Genomic DNA, 18,540 nt, shown 5'->3' with positions numbered 1-18,540 from the left:
GGTGAACCGAAACTTCTTGGTTGCCTTCCTCGTTGACGGTGCGTGAGCGAGCTGGACGTACGGCGGTTGTCGCCTGCCACAAACTCGGGAAGCTTCGGTGGGTGCCGGAATCGTTCGGGGCTGGTGAGGCAGGCTGGTTCGTGCCGGACGCGCTGCCCTCACTGCGGTTCCAGCGCGGGCGGGTGCTCGACTTCCACACCCACCTGACCAACGCCGCGGGTGACCATTACCCCTGGGGAGTCCAAGTCGTGGACCTGGCCGATGGGCTTCGGTCGATGCTGTCCACTTCCACGACCACGCTGGCGGCTGCGGATGATCTGAATACTCCGTTCACGGGGTTATCGTGCACGACGTTCGATTTCCCTGCCCTCGAATCGTTGTCGGCCGGGTCGTCGTTGCGGCCCGTCGTAGCCAACACAATCGCCAGCGCCACTAGCCCTCCGCGGATTACTCGCGTCTCGCGTTCCTCCCGGTTCGTCACCCACGAACACGCTTCCAAGTTCGAGAGTTAGCCGCCGCTGACGAAAAGTACCTCGCTGCTCCGAGGCGAAATACGCACTCGCAGAACACCACACCGGGTTCACCCGTTCAGTTCAACGACCTTTCCGCAACTGTCGGTTCACGGCGACCATGTCCGTGGTCAGCCGATCGTCACGTTCACCGGCATCGGCCTCCTTCCTGCTCTATCGGACCGCATATCAGAGCCTCTGGATTACGGGAAGCCCAGCTAGAGCATCGGCCCTAACCTTGCAGGTCAGAACGACTACACGTCTATGACGCTGGTGCGTTACGTACGACCTACCGATGCGAATATCCATCTCTTCGCGCATGCTGGCTGCCGCCGGTCGCACGGCGACAAACAGGCAGCCATATTTGGCTGGCGCTGGATTTCGATGGACTGGAAGGTGTAGATGAAAGCATTGCGTTTGAGAACAGGTATCACCATGGTCGCGGCGGCCCTTGCAATGATTGCATCGTCGGCTGGGCTGTTAACTGCCACGCCGGCCGTCGTGCGCGCGGACCCTGCTACGCCGATTGCGGATGATTTGGCTCCGCTTCAAGAATTTCGTACATCCGGTGATGCGGGCTGGTTCTATACTCTCAAAGCCGCTGAAGCAGAGAATGCTGTGAACCAGAACAAATTTACCAAATCAGCCGATATCGGCTATCTGCATACCACCGAGGGGACGGGTAGAACAGCTGTCCACCGGTTGAGGGTGAAGGACAACGGGCCGTCGTACATGCTGTCCGTTTCGGCCAATGAGATCGGTGACCCGCGCTTCGTGGATGAGGGCATAATCGGCTACGTAGATGGATCTAAGCAAACTGGTGAAACAAACCTGCTCCGATTCAGCAATCACGGTAAATGGCGGGTGCTCGCCGATGGTCCGGATAATGTCAAGAACATGCAGGCTGCTGGCTACGATGTCGACGGCCCGATCGGCTGGTTCAAACCATAACGCCTGGGTGTGATGGTGTCACCCGAGTCACCTGATTGAGCCAGTTGAGCGGAAAAGTGTGCACCACCGATATATATGGGTAGCTCCGGCGCAGTAACTGCTGGAGCTACCCATATGAATACATCGGCAATGCTTCGAGGGAAGCTCGATCATAACAAAATTGCGATGACTGGAAGCAGTACTTGGGTTACGTCAACCTATTGGCAGGATCTGGCTGGTCGCAAGGTTGACGCCACCGACGACAGGCAGTGCTCAGAGACCGTGGCTTATGGCTCGACTATGGGATATTCAACGTCGCATCACGTATATAGCGCGAACGACCACGACTGTGTAGGCCTGCCGGTAGCAGCGCGGCCGGCCGGCATGATGATCACTTTGCCTCACTCTCACAACGATGACCTCTTCCGCAGGGGCCAGATCAGCTGTGGCACGCCACCCAACCAGAGTCTCAACTCTCGTAAGAGCGGCACACTCTCCGGGGGCCGGATCAAGCGGTCTCATTTATTGGGAACAGGCCACGCCGACCCGAAACGTTCGTCTGGCGTAAGACCGCGGAGATCCTCGACTCTCTCGCTAAATATATGGCGAAGGTTCAGGACCAACACACTAGTTCGCTTAGTTCACGGTTTCCTGGTGCGCTGGCGAAGTCGCTGAGCGGTGTCGCTGGTGTTCGCCAGTAGTCGGATTCGATCCAGTGCGCGAGTGGCGTTGTCCTCCGGGAGACCCCACCTAACGGTTACCTAAACACCGCCGATGCGCAAGCGGCACCAAATCATTCATGCTGATCGCGAACCATCCCATGGGACAGGCGAACAGACCGCATTAAGACATCGAACGAAACAAGCATTCGTAGCATCCCGATGCCAACTGACAAACATCGGAAATTTGTGCCCGAATTGAAATCGGATCGAAGGAATTTGGAACATGACAACGCCACAAATACCTGCACCCGAATCGCATAGCGGCTGGCTTGGCCTCGATTGGGGTCAGATCGGGAGGGGTGCCGCCACGATGTTAGCTGCCGCGGGTGGCAGTGTGGTGGGTACGTTTATTTTTCCGGGTGTGGGGACCGCAGCGGGTGCTGCATTGTTTTCCGGGTTGGTCGGGGGGGCAATAACAGGGCTACAAGACGACTGGAATTGGGATGAAGTAGGTGAGGCAGCTCTCACAGATGGTGTCATCGGCGCGCTTGGGGGTGGTGCGGTCGCGGGTGGCGTAAGAGGTCTCGTATCGAGAGCGGGAGAAAAAGCGCTCGAGCGTGCGGTCAAGGGCGCGACACTGGAGAGTGCCAGGGGGGCGGGTAGCAGAACTGCGGCGCTCGGTATGACCAAGTCTTGGACCGCTGGCGCAGCTCTCGGTTCTGGTATCGCTAGCACCCAAAATGGACCCCACCCCCCGGATTCGCTTCCGGTAACAATTATTACCTAATGTTCTGAGTCGTTGATTAGTTGTTAGATTTGATGAGTGGAGTGATGGTCGTGGTCCGAAGTTGGCGCTGCTGGAGTTGACGCAGGTCGAGCGAGACATGTTGCGGGCGTGGACTCGTCGGGCAAGGCCGCGCAGGCTTTGGCGCTGCGATTGCGGATTGTGCTGGCGTGCGCGGATAGCTTGTCCAACAGCGAGGTGTCGCGGAGGTGGGGTGTGTCGCTGCCGACGGAGGGGAAATGGCGCAGCCGGTTCGTGGCTCGACGGTTGGATGGCCTGGGCGATGAGCCTCGCCCAGGCGGAGCCTGTCACGAAACCGTGTTAGTCAGAGATGACATCATCTACCTAATGTATTCCAGCACAACGGAATTCGTCCTAGGAAGAGCGTCGCGAGTGTGTTCAACGCCACGGTCCAGTCCCGGGTGCCGGTGCCGGTGAAGCCTCCTCTCTCGCTGGAAATATTGTGCAGCCCGAGGTAGATGAGTTTCATCGCGGCGTCGTCGATGTGGAAGTGTCCGCGGTTCTTGGTGATTTTGCGCAGCTAGAAGTTGATGGATTCGATCTGGTTGGTCGTGTAGACGATCTTGCGCAGCTCGACGGGATAGGCGAGGAATGGCGTGAATTCGGGCCACGCGTGTTTGCCATCCGTCGACCGCGTCCGGATATTTCTCGCCGTACTTGCCGTCGAAGTCCTTCAACGCGGGCTCCACGCCGTCCAGGGTTGCCGCGGTGTAGATTTCACGCATCGACTTCGCGACGTTCTTGCGTTCGCTGTCGGCGACGAACCGCATGGTGTTGCGGATTACGTGGACAACACACGTCTGTACCACTGTGTCGGGAAATACGCCGCGAATGGCGCCGGGTAGGCCAGTGAGCCCGTCGCAGCAGCAGATCAGAATGTCGCGCACCCCACAATTGCGCAGGTCAGTCAGGACCTTCGCCAGGAACTTGGCGTCCTGGATCCTGCAGACCAGGGCATGTTTACGATCCTCCAGATCCACGCCGAGCCCTGGATCACGCGGGCCAAGTCACCGTCGAGCGGGACCGCGCGTTCCTTGGCGCCCTTGCCTGTGAGGAACGCAGCACTAGTGACGGCGCGGCTGGTGATCGTACCTCCTCTCGCCGCTACAGCGGTAACCACCGCTACGACGATCGGCACTGACGGCCCACACCACCGCAGCGCAGAGGCCAGCGCACATGAGGACTCCAGCCAGTAAAATTCCCCCACCGATGATGACGGAAGGCAGCGCAGGACCGGAGCTGAAGTACACGGCAAACGGACCCGATAGCATTGCGCCGATGATGGTCCCGATAAGGGTCGCAATAAGGACAGGCCGGGCTTTCATGAATTCAACCGTAGCTCGCGACCAGTCAATCACTCCGTCCGAGATACCATCATCACAGGAAGTGAGGGCGATCCGGAGTGCCCTGCCGGTGTTGCCGCCGGTGGGTTTCCCGGGCCCGCCTCATCGACAGCGTTTTCGCGCCCGGCTTGATTGCCGGAATGGAGACAGCCGGGAAACTGATCCGTAAGCATCAGTTCAGCGCTTCCACTGTCCAAGGGCATCTGTTGCTGCGCACGCCAACAGGGTCCGGCAAGACCGAAACACCCTCTGCTATGGGCCGTAATCAGGTCGAACAGATCCGCCAGGATACCGGCGGCCAGCCGCGCGTGTTCGATCTGCTGCCCTACCCAGGCCTCGATCAACGCGATGGTCGACCGATTCGCACGTCTACTCGGCGACAGCAACGCAGTAGGGGTCGTGCATTCCAAAGCCGCCTTCTACCATCTGAACCGGTCTCGCACGGTGCGCCCTGGGCGCACTCGCCGTTACGCCGGCGGTCATCGTCGCACGGTCCCCGTTGGCCCGTAGCTTGTCGATGGCGCAGCGTCAGAACGCGGCGGCGGCGTTATGGTCGTGAAGGGGAAAATGCGCTGTGGAACAATGATCTACGCGTGTGTATGGGTATGCCAAGCAGGGCGCGTCGTACGGGTTCACCAATGGTGTAGCCGGTCTCGTTACCAGAGGCGTTCGGCTCTCACGGTTTTTCCGCGTAGCGCGAACTGGGCGCTTTGATCTTGACTACCGACGCGGGACATGAAGCTGTACCGTCCCGTTGACCGAGTGGCGGTTCCGCCGATCGGCCGCTGTGGTTTTGCCCCCGCCGCCTCTCGAGCAGCGTCGAAACCTCGGCCGACGAATACAGAAAAAGGCGCGATCCGGCACTAGTGTTGCGGCAGGGCATCTTCAGATGGGATCTCGGTCGCGGGGTCGAGCGTTTTCAGGTGCCGGGCGAAGATCCGCACCACCATCAACCGGCGGGCCAGATGCGCGGCATGGCCGCTGCCGGGCGGTGTCCTGGTCGGCCCCCTCAACGCCAGATCGGTGGTGGCGCTCTCTGCGTGACGGGCCTCGCAATAGTCGATGAACGACATCAGCTGGCTGCTTGGGTAGTTAGCTCGAATCCAAGGCCGGCCGCATCACCACGTACTGTTCGGCGGCCCGACGACGCGTGGTCGTCACCGGCGCGCTGGGGGCCCGGCGACCCTCGGCCACAGTCGGATCGTGTTCGGCCCAGGGGACTCAGCGGGTGTCAGGAGCGGGAACCAGACGACGGGTATGGGCGTGGACGACGGCGTGCACGCGATCGCGAACACCGAGTTTGGCAAGCATGTTGGAGACGTGTGTCTTGACCGTCTGCTCTCCCACGCCGAGGGCGCGGGCGATCTCGGGATTCGTGTGTGCCTTTGCGATCAGGAGCAGGACCTCGTATTGACGGGCGGTGAGTGTCTCGACTTCTGGTGCGGCGGGGAATAGTTCGATTCCGTCGGTCAGCCGCACGATCAGGCGGCGCGTCAGGCGTGGATCGATTAGGATATCGCCGCGTGCCGTAATCCGGATGGCGGAGATCAGATCCTCGGACGGCAGCGCCTTGGTGAGAAACCCGCTTGTGCCGAGATGTAATGCGCGGTAGGGATTTTCATCGGTGTCAGAGGTGGCAAGGGTGAGGATCCGGGTCCTGCTACGGAGTTGCGCGACCGTCTCGATGGTGGCCATGTCGTTGAGACCGGGCATGTCGAGGTCGACGCGATATTCCTGATGCTCGTGGGAGTGATCTTCGTCGAGCAGGGCCAGCGACGAATTCCGGTGCAGTATGCCAAGCGCGTGGTCGGTCGCAAGATGTACGGCAATTCGTCGGCGTATCTGCCGCTGAAGGTCAACCAGGCCGGCGTCATTCCGGTCATCTTCGGGTCCTCGCTGCTGTACATGCCGACCCTGCTCGCGCGATTGGTCCCGCAGAGTTCGGGCAAGTGGCAGGATTTGATCGAGAAGTATCTGGTCACCCCGGGCAATCCGGTTTATGTCACGGTCTACTTTGTGCTGATCCTGTTCTTCGCGTACTTCTATGTCGCGATCACCTTCGACCCGGCGGAGCGCGCGGACGAGATGAAGAAGTTCGGCGGCTCTATCACGGCCCGGCTCGATGGCTTGGCCGACGAGCAGCGTCCGGGGCCGGCCGCCGTCGATCCTGCTCGACCAGGTCGAGGACGTGGTCGTCGCGACACTGGAAACGTTGCGGGGCAAGGGCACTCATTGGTCGCGGGCGTCGATGGCCGCGCGTAGCGGGCTGTCGAAGTCGACCATCGGCCGGATCTGGCGCAAGTTCGATCTAAACAGTACCTGCAGGATTCGTTCCAAACTGTCCACTGACCAGTTGTTCGTGGAGAAGGTGGTGGATGTCGTTGGCCTGTGCCACAACCGCCCGAGAATGCGATCGTGCTCTGCATCGACGAAGAGTCAGATCCAGGCCCTGGACCGCTCGCAACCGGTGCTGCCGATGGTGCCAAGCACTCCCGAACGCCGCGGCCACGACTACCGGCGTCACGGTATCACCAGCGTGTTCGCCGCGTTCGACATCGCAGACCGCACCGTCATCGATGAACTGCACCGCCGCCACCGCGCCCTCGAATTCCGGTTCCTGATCACCATCGACAGAGCCGTGCAGCGCGAGTTCGACGTGCATCTGGTGTGCGACAACTGACATGTAGGACTGTTCTGTCAAGTGGCAGGTGAAAGCGGTCCCGGTAACGTCGGTTGCCGGGACCGGTTTCGTGTGCGGTCGGGCGGGGTTTGTCTCGGGTCGTGTCGTGGTTGGCGATGGCGTGGTCAGACTGATATGCGCGGGTTGGTTACCGCAGGACGGCTGTTCGAGGGGGACGGTGCCGCTGGTCTAGCGTCGGGCATCGTGACGCGAAAAGCGTTGCTGCCCATAGTTGTGTCGCGGATCGTCCCGCACGCCGACTCGAGGGTTGACTCGTCTGGCCGCGGTCTCGGGGACGGCGTCAGCCGTCATCGAGGATGGCCAGTGACCAGCACCAGCGAGCGAGTTCACGGACGACGGCAACGCCTGCGATCACGGGGCGTTTGTGGTGGGCGGTGAACTGCTCCCACCAGTGGTGCAGTCGGTGGTTGCCGGCATGGCCGCGCACGCGGGCCGCAGCCGGGGCCAACGCCCATCGTGCGCCCATGGTGGCAGTCGGGTTGCGGTAGGAGCGGCGGTGGTGCCAGGCGGCCTCGACCAGTAGACGCCGGGGGTGGGTGTTGCCGGTCTTGTGTTGCCGGTGAACCGATCCCAGTTCCCGATCTCCACCGCGAGGGCGAACCCGGTCAGGGTCGAGATCCCGCGCAGACACCTCAACCGGCGCACCAGCGGGGTGTAGTCGCTGTCGGCGGCCATCGCGGTGATAGCGGCATCGAGACCGTCGCGGCGGGCCTTGGTCAGCGTCATCGCCTCGTAGTCGGTGTCGGACGCGGTCTGCACCGCGGCTTGGTCGAAGCGCTGCCCGCGCAGCCACAGATCATGCATCCCGGTCCACGCGGACCCACCGGAACGCACAATCCCTTGCCGCAGAAGCCGTTTCGACAGTCGGTGCCGGGCCCGCATCAGATCACCGCGCGCGTCCTCGCGGGCGCGGACCAGATCACGAGCCGCTTCCTGGGCCACGGTCGGCACCGTCACCGCCACGATCTCGCCCAGCCGCAGTAGCCGCGCCAGATGCAGGGCGTCACGAGCATCGGTTTTGATCCGATCCCCGGCGGGGCGTTCGGAGTTTCGACGGTGCGGCCACGATGGTGGCGATCCCGGCCTCGGTCGAAGCCCGGTACAGACCGAAGCCCGTCGGCTCGGCCTTGTAAACCACTCGGACCAGCCCCGCCAGCCCGGCCAACCACACCAGGATCTGTCCCGGATCCGGGGACATCCGCTGTCGCGTCAGCTGTCCGGTTTCGTTGTCGATGGCACACGCCACCACCGATAACGCGTGCCCATCCAGCCCGACACTCGTGAGGCTCGATACTCACCAGAGGCCCTCCTGACCTGCAAATGTGGCTCTACCGAAGTGAGTTTCACCCCGGCAACCCACGCGGTTTTGCAGAATCGAGGCCTCCGGCTCCGAATCTCAGTGGGCTTTGATACCGTCTAGGCCACCCCCAACACCACCGGGTCAAGGCGTCGCTGGGTAGGCATCCCCGGTTCCACATCCACTTCACCCCGACCCGGTCGAGCTGGATGAATCAGGTCGAACGCTGGTTCGGCCTCCTCACCGTCTAGCGCGTCAAAACTTTCTGGCAGGGTTGCTCGGTTTACGCTCCGCGCACATCGAGTCAGGAAGAAGCCGGTCTGTGGCCAGGTCACGGCGGTTGAAGGTTCCTGTCGAGGACAAGGTGCGGGTGGTGCTGTCGGTGCTCGAGATGAGCGCCGCCGAGGCTGCTCGGCGGCGTGGGGTGAGCGCGGTGTCGGTGGCCCAAGTGGAAGCAAACGTTCCTCGAGGCGGGGACGAAGGCGTTGGTAGAGGTGCCCAGCGGCCTTGGCGGAGCGCAGGGAACACCGGAGGTCTGCACGTCGACGGTGGAGCGGGCACTGTGGCGACGTGGGCTGCTGTTGCTGCGCGGGTATTGAGCGGACCGCAAGTCGTGGGTGATGTTGTGGCGCAAGGTGTTCCGCGATCCGCCGACGCATCGCAATCAGGTATGGCAGACGGACTACAGTGAGTCGAAACGACCGGTGGTGGGATCTGGCGGATCTGCGCGATGATCGACTACGCGACGAAATACCCCCTGGCGGTTACCGCGACGCCGACCGCTCGCGTCGCCGACGCTCTGGCGTGCCTCAGGCTCGCGGTCACCGAAGCCGAGCGATTCCTGTGCCTGGACGATCTGCGAACCGATCGGGGCTGGCCGAGGTTCTTGGGCCAGCCGAAGAGGTATTCGGCAAGGCGCGCGCGCCGATCACGGTGGTGTCGGACAACGGTTCGTGCTTCTGGGGCGAGGTGCTCAAGACCGCGTTCGACGGGCCGGACCCGCTGCTGCGACATGTCCGCATACGGGTGCGATCACCCCAGGCGAACGGTGTGATCGAAAGGTTTTTCGGGACCGTGAAGTACGAGCACCTGTTCCGCGGCGTGATCACCGACGGCGACGACCTGGATATGGAGGTCCATCGGTTTCGCATCATCTACAACACGATCAGGCCGTACGAGGTCCTCGGCGATCGAACACCCAGCACGGCTTACACCCAGCAGTGATCGGCGGAGAACCGCTCCATAAGCGGCATAGCGTGCATTTTGTGCGATCAGCTCAGGCGCGGGTGGCCCGGTTGGCGAGGGCGGCGGCCAGGTTACCGAGGCCACCGAAAACGCGCGTGCTCTCGACGTGATGGCCGTAGTCACGGGACTCGATGATTTCACCGCCACGTGCACGGACCACGTAGATACACGGCAGTTCGAACCTCTGGCCCGATGCCGATCCGCGGTAGCTGAATTCGACGATCACCACTTCGGGGTCGGCGGTCTGGTGGACGGTCATATCGGAAGGCGCGAATTCGATCTCACCGGCAGAGCGGCTCTGTATTACCGCGTCGGCGAAATGGTTCCGCAGTTCCTGCCTTGTCCGTAGCGGAGTGTCGCCCAACGGAGCGAATGGGTGGCGCACATCGGTGTATTCGGCGTAGTAGCCAGCGAGTTCATCCAGCAGTGCTGCTTGTTGCGGCTCGTTCATTCCTCCCGTGACGAGTCGGCCCACGCCGAGGGTGACGGCGCGAATGAGGTCGGCGGGTGACGCATGGGGGTCGGGCACGACATCTCCTAAACGAAGTCTTGACTCCTCCTAGAGTACCGGAGTGTAGACTCCGGAAACAAGGGTGCGAGATCTTCGAGAGGCGTTTCTGGTGCGGAACGACGCGCAGCGCAACCGGCAGCGAATCCTCGCTGCCGCGGAGTCGGTCTTCGGCGAACGTGGCGAGGCCGGATCGACCGAGGAGATCGCCCGACGCGCGGGGGTGGGGATCGCGACGGTGTTCCGGCATTTCCCGACGAAGTCGGCTCTGCTCGAAGCGACCGTACTGGCACACTTCGCCCATTTGCGCCGCCGTGCAAACGAATTGGCCGAGGTCGGCGACCCGGTCGTGGCGCTGCGGGCTCTGGTCACCGAGATGATTGAGACGGGTGCGACCAAACTGACCCTGGCGTCGCTGTTGGCCTCCGACGGTGAAATCCCGGAATCGGTGCTTGTGGCCTCACGTGAACTACGCGCAGTGGTCGGCGTCGTGCTCAGCCGGGCCCGCGACGCCGGTGCTGTCCAGACGGCGGTCACTGTCGATGAGATCTATCTCCTCATCCGAGCCTTGGCGCACGCCTCCGCTACTCAACCGACCGACGCCGTGACGCTGAGCCGTGCCATCGACATCGTGCTCGCCGGAATGCAGTCCACCTAACCGCTCGCCGGGATCAACTCGTCTTCACGCCAGCTCAATTCGGCATTACCGACTGGTCGTGGGTGGTCTCACCGTCCATGGCGTTAACCTTGTGATCGTCCAGATCCCGCCAAAAGGTTGACGCAAGCCAACCGACAAGCTCATCCGTCGCGGCGTCCATACCTCGGTCAAACCCTGCGAAGACGACATCAAAACCTGGATAACACGGGGAACGAGATCCGAGGCCGGTGGCGATGTGGAAACCACGGCCGCGACCGGATGGAATCGTGGTGGCGCATACCGGGGCCGCTGCCGAAGTGAGCGGCGTGGGATCCCGCAGGAGCGGTTGTCGGCGCGTGGACCCTTGCCCGCCTGGGCGAGCGCGGGTTGAGGAACAGTTCAGCCAATCCAGCACTGAGTCTGTTGAATCGGTGAGTGGAGTGGGTGTGTGGGTGATTTCATGTCGCGCGGTGGGCTGGTCGCGTAGCGATCATCGTCTCGGCTCTCAAGCGTGTAACTGAGCCATTCCGGGTAGTGGATCCGTTGGCGTCCTGACCCGGTGACATGCCGAAAGCTGTTGGGATGCAACGAGAAAGCGAAACTTCCGGGTAGGAAGGTGATCCTACCGAAGATCAACTGCATAGAGGTTCTGCGCATCCTGGGTGTGATACGCACGGCCGTGTTGCCGATTTCCGAGGCCGCCTGTGGCCGTGACTGCTCGGCACCGAACACCATGGGCGGGGTACCCGCTGGCGGAAGCTGACCTGCCTCGATCAGGCGGTGTTGGCGCTGCGATGGTTCGTTGACGGCACCCGCATCGCGCAGCTGGCCTGCGACAACGGTATCGGCAAGACCGCCCACAGTTTCCTTCACGAAGCCATCGACGTGCTTGCCGCGCAGGCACCGAGCCTGCACACCGCGCTGTCGGCCGCGAAAATCGCTGGGCACGAGCATGTTTCGGTGAACGGCACCTGATCCACACCGACCGTGTCCGGGAGCCCGGCCCCACCACGCGCAAGAACGGCAAGCCGGTGGATGCGTGGTGGCCGGGAAAACATCAACGTCTCGCTGCGGAAGACCACATTCAAGGCTCTGCGGCGCATCAGCCTGTGCCCCTACCGGATCGGCGCCATTCGTCGCCGCGGCACTTGTGCTGCTCCATATCGAACACGGCCGCACCACCTAATCACTACCACTCGGGACTCCATGGTTCGGTGGCTGAAGGCGAAATATCCGTGTCACCAACCGCTTTCCTCCGCAGCCCTGCCCGACCCGGCTCGGAAGGGCTGGCCTGTGTCTCAATAGTGGGTTGAGGCGGGCGTGGCTTGCTCGTTCTTATCCGTGGCGGAGCCATTGGTTGATGGCGGCGATGTGGACGGTGGCTAGGTAGCGGACGACGAGTTTGTCGAATCTGGTTGCGGCGGCGCGGTGTTCCTTGAGCTGGCCGATCCCACACTCCACGCTGTGGCGCATTTTGTCGTCCTCGGTGTCGAAGGCCGGTGACCGTCCGCCGTTGGCGCCTTTCTTCTTCCGGTTGATGGCCTAGTCGGCCTTGATCGGGATCATGGCCTTGATCCCCCACCTGCGCAGGACAGCGCGATTGGCGCGGGAGCTGTATGTCTTGTCGGCCAGGACCGTGTCCGGACGGGTACAGGCCTGCCCTTGCCGAGGCGGGGCACCGCGATACCATCGAGCACTGCAGTGAACTGTGGGCTGTCGCCGCGCTGACCGGCGCTGAGCGCGATCGACAAGGTCTTGCGTCCCTGTTCGCAGGCCAGATGAATCTTGGTGGTCCAGCCGCCCCGAGAGCGGCCCAGCGCGTGATCGATAGGTTCGTCGTCCACTCCGCCGGGTGGCTCGAGTTGACGGTGACCGTCGTGGCGGGCCCCGGCAGCGTGGCGGTGGACTCGCGCGATGGCGGAGTCCGCGCTCACCTCCCACACGATGGCACCGGCGAATGTTTGCAGCATCTTCAGGATAACTGCCCACACGCCCGCACGTTGCCATCGCCGGAACAGCCCGTACACCGTTTTCCAATGTCCATAGCAGTCGGGCACGTCCCGCCATGGCGACCCGACCCTCGTACGCCACCGGACCCCGTCAATAAGCTGCCGGTTGCTCTACTTCGGCGGGCGTCCTGTCTTCTTGCCACGAGGCAGCAGTGGCTCGAGCCGTGCCCACTGGGCGTCGGTCAGGTCGGCTCGCCTTGTCACTGACACGGCGGGCACGCGATCTCTGGTGTTGGGTGTTGCTTCGTCGCTAACCCGGATACATGACAGCCTCGTTTCGTTGCCTTACCCGACACACCCATACCGGCAGGAGGTAGAGGTACGAGTGTCGGGTGAGTGTTCAGGAATCCCACGCGGCCAGGACCTGCTGCTCTTTCTCTTTGGCGAGGCCGAATGGCGGGGTGCCGGGCGCGGTCCGGACCTCGCCGCCTGACTGCAACCAGTCCCAGGTGTCGCGGACGGAGTCGCCGAATGGGCGGGTGCGCAGGCCCGCCGCCCTTGCAGCAGCGCCGGACACGGCCCAGAAACCGGCGGTGTCGGGCAGGGCCGGGATCCACAGTGGGAGCTCGGCCCATGGCTGTACGCCGTGGGAGAACAGGAAACCTTCGTCTGTCCAGATGGGCGTGGCGTCCGAACCGGTTGCCTGCACGCAGTTGTCGATGAGCTGGCCCATCGTGGTGTTTGGTTCGTCCGGGACGACGTTGTAAATGCCGCTGGCTTGCGCCTCGACCTGGTCTAGCACGAATGTGGAGACGTCACGCACGTCAATCAATTGCAGGCTGCGGGTTGGATCGCCGGGCGCGAGCACGGGGCCGCCCGCGGCGATCCTGGTGAGCCACCACGGCAACTGGCCCAGGTTATCGTGCGGCCCCACGATCGACCCTGCGCGCGCGATCAGCGAAGCGTCGAGTCCATAGGCTTGCTCGACCGCCAGTTCGCAGCCGCGTTTGTGGACGCGCAATTTCTCGAAGTCGGCCGGGTCACCGTCCTGGTCCGCCACGCCCGGCCAGGTCGCGGTCGACTCGTCCACCGGAACGGTGTTCCAGGTCTGGTAGACGCCTGTCGTCGAGACGAACGCATAGAAGGGGGCCGACGCGGCCACGGCCCGCGCGGTGCGCAGCACGTGCGCCGGTATCAGGCCGCCCGGGTCGATGACCGCGTCGAAGCCACGCCCGGCAAGCGGCGCGACGCCCTCGTCGGTGGACCGGTCGCCGCGAAGGGCCTCGACACCGTCGATGTCCTTGCCGGTCAGCCCCCGGTTGAAGGTCGTGACGTGGTGTCCCCGGCCGAGGGCAGCGCCCACGATCGTGCGGCCGACAAACGACGTGCCGCCAATGACCAATATTCTCATGTTCCCGCCTTAGCCAATTACCGTTGACAACAGATGTTGTCGCATGCACTATCATGTTGTCGTAAACAAATGTTGTCAAGGAGTCGCTGTGCGAAACCTGTCCGACGCGCAACGCGCCGCTGTAACCACCGCCATCGAGCAGCTGGCGTGGACGGTGGTGCGAGAAACGCTGGAACTCGAACCGGATGACGGGCCTTGCTCGAACCTGCCGGACGCGGACATGCGTCAGATGTGGCTGGCCGCGCTAACCTCGTTGCTGGCGATTCGGGAAAGCACGGAACAGCTGGCTGCCTCCGCCGCGCTGTCCGCGGCACAACGCGGCGCCGACTATCCCGCGATCGGTGACGCGGCCGGGATGACCAGGCAAGGCGCCCGGCGCAAGTGGCCAGGTCTGGCCGGGCTCAGTGACGAACGACAGCGCAAGCTCACCTGGTGGAACCGGCGCGGGGACCAGTTCGCAGACTGTGTCCGTGCCGTGCTCACCACAGCCGACCTGGAATCGCCGCGACTGACCGTCCTGCGTGAACGGCTCGACGAAATCGAGCAGACATCACCAGCCCAGCGAATCGACGTATTCGACATGGCGCTGGTCGACGCGCATGCGGTAGCGGTGGGCACTCCCAGACCCACCGAGCCCACCGCCGCGTACGCGAACGGGCTGCTCGCCGCGTTGACTGCCGACGCCTATGCGGCTATGAACAGCCATTCGTTCCTGGTGAACCGTGAAGGCCTCGCCTGCGAGACCGACAACTGCTCCTCGGAACCAATCGTGGAATTATGGCGCTCCGACTACGGCCACCGGACCATCGCGGCCTGCCGCGAACACGCCATCCAGGCCCTCGCGCAACCGGCCACTCGGATCGTGGCCGCCTACCAGCCAGACGCCGCGCTGTCGGTGTTCGCCGAGGCGCACGGCGAAGATTAGGAGCGTCCCGGGTTGGCCGGACCGCTGAATGACTCAACTCAACGAGACCTCACCATTCAGCCGCAACAACACAGCGGCCTACAACACCCTCAAGCCACTATTGAGACACAGACTATATAGGCCGCGTGTCAGCGTGAGGTTGGAGCCGACTGCCGACACCGACGAATTCCCCTACCTGAAGACGGAGGCCGTAACGGCGGATCCACTGTTGGGGCGCTGTGGTGAACTCAAACGGCAGCTGGTCGAATTCGCGACCTCAGATCGGTTCGATGTGGCATTCAGCAGCGCATCTTCCACGAGTTCCCGACGGTGTCGTCGATGACGAGCTGACGTTCGGCATGGGTCTCGACGGCTTCGTGCACGGTCATCGGCGCGCCAGTGGTATCTCGCTGATCGAGAGCTTCGCCGACAGCCTGCCCGACCTTTCCGACGGTCAACCCTCCCGAGTTTGATATCCAACTCACGGTGTCCGGCCGTGGCGCGCACGGGACTGTAAATACAACGTTTACCTGGACAGACCCGCGCGCACTTGCCATATCTGTAGCGAGGTGCGCTAGTTCCCGCTCGTAGCGACGTGGTCGTTGTACACGGGGGAGTCAATGCCCCGTTGGTGAGTGCCACCGTGCCCGCCAGGGCCGACAGGGCGATGCCCGGTCGCGCGGTGAAACCGTAGCGGTTACACCGACCGTTCGCGCGGCTACCTATCGCCTACTGATGTGCGGAGCCACGCATTCGACAATCGTGATCGGGACCAACCGGCGCCCACTGGTAAGGCGGCCGATGTGCGCCCCCCGATCGAGTGGACGTCGAGATCGGAGGCCATCGCTGTGGTCCGACAGCCGAACCGGGCAGGGCGCCAGCGGGCTTCTGGCTGTCTGGTCGCGAAGCTGTGCCGGGTGGTGAAGAAATCGGAAAGTGGAGGCGTAGTGCATCAGCGTCCTGGGGCGTGTTGGGTATTGGGGTTCGATGTACCGTGCGGTCTCTGTCGCGAGCTCTTGTGCGTGGCGAAGGCCAGCGTGCACCAGGCTCCCGGCGCAAGGAGGGAGTGGGCGCCGGCACAGCTGTGTGTCGATGAGGGCGGCGCTGACGGCAGCACAGGTCCCGCGCTAACTGCCTCGTTGCAGTGTTGGTCGGTCCAGCAACCACCTGGCGAGGTGCGTTCGCGCTCACTCCGTTGCGTCGCCGCGCACAGAAAAACGCCAGCGACTCCACAGGCCAGCCGTGTGCCCGTAGGGGCCGGGCCCCTCGTCATACACCTGCGGCGGTGTCGCAATGCGCATACTTCGAGCCCCCAGAAGGGAAGTCGTGTTCGTCATCAACGCGGGGAGCGCGGTCGCGACGTGAAAGCAGCTTCGAGCAGATTCCCTTTCAATTATGCAAAGTACTTAATCCTGGATGGCTCGACCAGTTCCGCGTCGCCCGCTCACTGCAGACAATTTGCCCAAGTGCGGCTGCCTCAACGGCAGCCCGATGGAGCAGGAAATAGGCACGTTAGGCGCCATACCTGAAGGAACGAGACCGATGAGTTATCCGCATCCGCACGGTGGACAGTATCCGCAGGTGCCGCCGAGGACGTATCCGGCCCAGGTACCCCACGGCTACCAGCCTCCCCGATACCCGATGCCAAGGTCGCCGAAGAAGCCGAAGTGGCCATGGATCAGCCTCGGGCTGGTTGTATTAATGGTATTCGGCGTCGCAGGTGTGCTGCTCGTAACGCATGCGAACAAAAACGGGACTACCTCTGCCGATCAGGGGCAGGCTTCGGTCGAGACCGGACCGCCGGACCGGGATACGCAGGCCGTGATGGCTGCGCTTCGTCAGCTCGACGCTTGTGCCCTACTCGACCTGAACATCGCGAAGTCGCGGGGGCTGCCCGACGCAACGCTGATTCCTTCGGGACCGCACTCTTGCATGATGGCCACGGATGGGCAGTGGCAGCCTTCATCTCCGGCAAGGTTGCGCTTGTCGGTGGGAACCTACGACGACTTCGGCCTGCGCTACAACGAGAAACCCATCATCGTCGGCGACATGAAAGCCTACGAGATGCGCCAGGACAGCGGCACCTCGAACCGAAACTGCACTGTGCGCCTGCCGATCAGCTTTACATTCGCCATCGCGCTGAATGTGGATTCGGACTTGATCAAGGATCCGAACTACGACGCGTGCGTCCCCGCCGAGGCTTACGCGGCCGGGGTGGTCACAAAGTTGTCCGATCCGGATGCACACGCCGTCGACGCAGCGCGACAGCCTTTCTCAGCCTGGGACGGATGTGCGTTCATGACCAAATTGGTCGGACAGGGCGCAGACAGTTACCGGTTCGTACCGAACGGTGCTGCGGATCCGCTGAGCGGCTGCCGGGCACTGAGCAAGGATCCGAAGGCCGCCATTGAGACCGGCCTCAGCCTCGAGACCAAGTACGACAAGTCGGCGCCAGGACGCAGTGAAAAGGCCACCCAGATCGGCGGCAAGGACGCCACGATCAATCAGGGCAGGTCGACTTGCGACGTCAGCTGGAACCAAGGTGAGACGGGCGTCACGAACGTCTGGTTCAGTTCACTGGTCTTTACCGTGAGGGCCAAGGACTGCAATTCGGCCCAGCAGTTCGCCACTCAGGCCATCCACTTGGCCGGACAGCATCCGAACGACAACATCTCAAAACCACAACGACCGCTGCTGTATCGTCCCGATGAGAACGATACCGGCTCGGTTGGGGCCTGTGTGGATTTCACCAATGCCGGGTCGAACGCGGGTTGCGCACCCTATCGAGGTGGTGTGACCGTGCCGAAGTCGTTCGAGGCGGCGGCGAACGCATCACGGAACAACCAGGGAACCCAATGCGAGGCCTTTCATGACGCCGTCAAGGCCGCCTATGGCGATGCCCTCGCGCCGGTCACTTGGGCCGCGCACTGTCTGTTTGTCGAACCCACGCACACCTTTGTAGTGATGGCGGACATCGACGGGGCGAACCGGCCCGATAACTACGGCAAGGGTGGTGGCACCTATAGCGATCGACAGGTCACCCAGATCGGCGGCAAGCCGGCGGTGACGTTCTGGGACGCCAAGAAGTCCTCCTACGATGTCTACTACTCGCCCTACGACGACATCGGACGTGCGGGGAACCTGCATATCAAGATCGAGGCCTATCCCGCACGCGGTGACCTGAGCACGAACAAGCCGATCACCGCGATACTTGATCCGGCAAAGGCGAAACTTGCAGAGCAAGTAATAGCTCAAATGGTTCAGAAATACTTCCCCTGATCAGAAATGTATAGGGGCAGTCGGCTCCCTGTGGGGCAGTCCAGTTATCCGACGGATTAGGTAAAAGATAACCAACGGAGTCGCCGATCTGCGGACTGGGTTGACCGAAAGTCCCCGGACGGTGGGGGAACCATCACGGCACGGGACGTAATTGTGGTACAACTGCGCCGATATGAAGGTGGGAATAATCATGGACCGGAAGCCAGCGAAGCTGCCGGTGGTGGCAGCCGTGGTCGCGAGCATCTGCGCCCTGGTGTGGTGGCCGATTGTGGGGTTATGGACCGAGAACTTCGGCAGCGATTGCGTGCGTTACTTCGGCGAGTTCGGGTCTAGGACTGGACACTGTGAGGCCGTTAACCA

16 protein-coding genes and 4 pseudogenes are annotated in these 18,540 nt (G+C 62.7%); 12 read left to right on the top strand and 8 right to left on the bottom strand.

What is annotated here, in order from left to right; genetic code table 11:
* Window positions 1-101: 101 nt before the first annotated feature.
* The 3 genes from ACQP2U_RS23375 (at window position 102) to ACQP2U_RS23365 (ending at window position 3,323) form a co-directional block, all read left to right on the top strand.
* On the top strand, window positions 102-512 hold the full coding sequence (locus ACQP2U_RS23375) for a hypothetical protein (protein ID WP_433709438.1): 411 nt from the start codon (window positions 102-104) through the stop codon (window positions 510-512).
* A 399-nt stretch (window positions 513-911) separates the two neighbouring features.
* Window positions 912-1,460: a hypothetical protein gene (locus ACQP2U_RS23370; RefSeq protein WP_433709437.1), complete on the top strand. Its 549-nt coding sequence runs from the start codon at window positions 912-914 to the stop codon at window positions 1,458-1,460.
* Between the two features lie 1,536 nt (window positions 1,461-2,996).
* Window positions 2,997-3,323: a helix-turn-helix domain-containing protein gene (locus tag ACQP2U_RS23365; RefSeq protein ID WP_433709436.1), complete on the top strand. Its 327-nt coding sequence runs from the start codon at window positions 2,997-2,999 to the stop codon at window positions 3,321-3,323.
* Here ACQP2U_RS23365 and ACQP2U_RS23360 read toward each other — a convergent pair.
* The 3 genes and pseudogenes from ACQP2U_RS23360 to ACQP2U_RS23350 all read right to left on the bottom strand — a co-directional run.
* Window positions 3,223-3,892, bottom strand: a pseudogene (locus tag ACQP2U_RS23360) (IS256 family transposase); the annotation flags it as partial. The gene ACQP2U_RS23365 and the pseudogene ACQP2U_RS23360 sit on opposite strands and share 101 nt — an antisense overlap.
* Before the next feature lie 1,220 nt (window positions 3,893-5,112).
* The gene (locus tag ACQP2U_RS23355) at window positions 5,113-5,322 is read right to left on the bottom strand and encodes a hypothetical protein (protein WP_433709435.1); all 210 of its coding nucleotides are present in this window, start codon (window positions 5,320-5,322) and stop codon (window positions 5,113-5,115) included.
* A 148-nt stretch (window positions 5,323-5,470) separates the two neighbouring features.
* Window positions 5,471-5,962, bottom strand: a complete 492-nt coding sequence (locus tag ACQP2U_RS23350; RefSeq protein ID WP_433709434.1) for a LuxR C-terminal-related transcriptional regulator — start codon at window positions 5,960-5,962, stop codon at window positions 5,471-5,473.
* 12 nt (window positions 5,963-5,974) lie between these two features.
* Between ACQP2U_RS23350 and ACQP2U_RS23345 the strand changes: the two are divergent.
* A pseudogene (locus ACQP2U_RS23345) lies at window positions 5,975-6,358 on the top strand (preprotein translocase subunit SecY); the annotation flags it as partial.
* A gap of 103 nt (window positions 6,359-6,461) precedes the next feature.
* Window positions 6,462-6,929 (top strand): hypothetical protein, encoded by a 468-nt coding sequence (locus ACQP2U_RS23340; protein WP_433709433.1) that lies wholly within the window; start codon window positions 6,462-6,464, stop codon window positions 6,927-6,929.
* Between the two features lie 301 nt (window positions 6,930-7,230).
* Here the strand turns inward: ACQP2U_RS23340 and ACQP2U_RS23335 are convergent.
* A pseudogene (locus ACQP2U_RS23335) lies at window positions 7,231-8,220 on the bottom strand (IS110 family transposase).
* A gap of 158 nt (window positions 8,221-8,378) precedes the next feature.
* Here ACQP2U_RS23335 and ACQP2U_RS23330 point away from each other — a divergent pair.
* Together ACQP2U_RS23330 and ACQP2U_RS23325 are read left to right on the top strand one after the other, a co-directional pair.
* A pseudogene (locus ACQP2U_RS23330) lies at window positions 8,379-8,495 on the top strand (IS630 family transposase); the annotation flags it as partial.
* Between the two features lie 595 nt (window positions 8,496-9,090).
* Window positions 9,091-9,471: an integrase core domain-containing protein gene (locus tag ACQP2U_RS23325; RefSeq protein WP_433709432.1), complete on the top strand. Its 381-nt coding sequence runs from the start codon at window positions 9,091-9,093 to the stop codon at window positions 9,469-9,471.
* A gap of 52 nt (window positions 9,472-9,523) precedes the next feature.
* Here ACQP2U_RS23325 and ACQP2U_RS23320 read toward each other — a convergent pair whose 3' ends face one another.
* Entirely contained in the window at window positions 9,524-10,021 is a 498-nt protein-coding gene (locus ACQP2U_RS23320) for a nuclear transport factor 2 family protein (RefSeq protein ID WP_433709431.1), read from the bottom strand.
* 91 nt (window positions 10,022-10,112) lie between these two features.
* Between ACQP2U_RS23320 and ACQP2U_RS23315 the strand changes: the two genes are divergently transcribed.
* Together ACQP2U_RS23315 and ACQP2U_RS23310 are read left to right on the top strand one after the other, a co-directional pair.
* Window positions 10,113-10,658 carry a TetR/AcrR family transcriptional regulator gene (locus tag ACQP2U_RS23315; RefSeq protein WP_433709430.1) on the top strand — a complete coding sequence of 182 codons (546 nt, stop codon included), beginning with the start codon at window positions 10,113-10,115 and terminating at the stop codon, window positions 10,656-10,658.
* 759 nt (window positions 10,659-11,417) lie between these two features.
* The gene (locus tag ACQP2U_RS23310; protein ID WP_433709429.1) at window positions 11,418-11,612 is read left to right on the top strand and encodes a hypothetical protein; all 195 of its coding nucleotides are present in this window, start codon (window positions 11,418-11,420) and stop codon (window positions 11,610-11,612) included.
* Window positions 11,613-11,972: 360 nt separating this feature from the next.
* On the opposite strand, the gene ACQP2U_RS23305 is transcribed toward ACQP2U_RS23310, so the two are convergent.
* The 3 genes from ACQP2U_RS23305 to ACQP2U_RS23295 form a co-directional block, all read right to left on the bottom strand.
* Window positions 11,973-12,110 carry a hypothetical protein gene (locus ACQP2U_RS23305; protein WP_433709428.1) on the bottom strand — a complete coding sequence of 46 codons (138 nt, stop codon included), beginning with the start codon at window positions 12,108-12,110 and terminating at the stop codon, window positions 11,973-11,975.
* Between the two features lie 89 nt (window positions 12,111-12,199).
* Window positions 12,200-12,694 carry a hypothetical protein gene (locus ACQP2U_RS23300; RefSeq protein WP_433709427.1) on the bottom strand — a complete coding sequence of 165 codons (495 nt, stop codon included), beginning with the start codon at window positions 12,692-12,694 and terminating at the stop codon, window positions 12,200-12,202.
* A 292-nt stretch (window positions 12,695-12,986) separates the two neighbouring features.
* Entirely contained in the window at window positions 12,987-13,997 is a 1,011-nt protein-coding gene (locus ACQP2U_RS23295) for an NAD-dependent epimerase/dehydratase family protein (RefSeq protein WP_433709426.1), read from the bottom strand.
* Between the two features lie 88 nt (window positions 13,998-14,085).
* Here ACQP2U_RS23295 and ACQP2U_RS23290 point away from each other — a divergent pair, with 88 nt between their 5' ends.
* From ACQP2U_RS23290 to ACQP2U_RS23280, 3 genes are all read left to right on the top strand, one after another.
* Window positions 14,086-14,922, top strand: coding sequence for a hypothetical protein (locus ACQP2U_RS23290; protein ID WP_433709425.1), 837 nt, complete (start codon window positions 14,086-14,088; stop codon window positions 14,920-14,922).
* Between the two features lie 269 nt (window positions 14,923-15,191).
* Complete coding sequence (locus ACQP2U_RS23285; RefSeq protein WP_433709424.1) at window positions 15,192-15,374, top strand: hypothetical protein; 183 nt, start codon at window positions 15,192-15,194, stop codon at window positions 15,372-15,374.
* Window positions 15,375-16,443: 1,069 nt separating this feature from the next.
* Window positions 16,444-18,180: a hypothetical protein gene (locus tag ACQP2U_RS23280; protein WP_433709423.1), complete on the top strand. Its 1,737-nt coding sequence runs from the start codon at window positions 16,444-16,446 to the stop codon at window positions 18,178-18,180.
* The last annotated feature ends 360 nt before the right edge of the window (window positions 18,181-18,540 follow it).

Source organism: Nocardia sp. CA-084685 (genome assembly GCF_050955785.1).
In the GTDB taxonomy this organism is placed as follows: domain Bacteria; phylum Actinomycetota; class Actinomycetes; order Mycobacteriales; family Mycobacteriaceae; genus Nocardia.
Note: the sequence above shows the minus strand (reverse complement) of the source record. Positions and strands in the feature narration are given on the sequence as shown.

Bases quoted from the DNA above. Each gene is read 5' to 3' on its own strand.
- ACQP2U_RS23355 (WP_433709435.1), bottom strand. From the start codon at position 5,322: ATGTCGTTCATCGACTATTGCGAGGCCCGTCACGCAGAGAGCGCCACC.
- ACQP2U_RS23295 (WP_433709426.1), bottom strand. From the start codon at position 13,997: ATGAGAATATTGGTCATTGGCGGCACGTCGTTTGTCGGCCGCACGATC.
- ACQP2U_RS23305 (WP_433709428.1), bottom strand. From the start codon at position 12,110: ATGCGCCACAGCGTGGAGTGTGGGATCGGCCAGCTCAAGGAACACCGC.
- ACQP2U_RS23370 (WP_433709437.1), top strand. From the start codon at position 912: ATGAAAGCATTGCGTTTGAGAACAGGTATCACCATGGTCGCGGCGGCC.
- ACQP2U_RS23350 (WP_433709434.1), bottom strand. From the start codon at position 5,962: ATGCCCGGTCTCAACGACATGGCCACCATCGAGACGGTCGCGCAACTC.
- ACQP2U_RS23280 (WP_433709423.1), top strand. From the start codon at position 16,444: ATGAGTTATCCGCATCCGCACGGTGGACAGTATCCGCAGGTGCCGCCG.
- ACQP2U_RS23285 (WP_433709424.1), top strand. From the start codon at position 15,192: ATGTGGCATTCAGCAGCGCATCTTCCACGAGTTCCCGACGGTGTCGTC.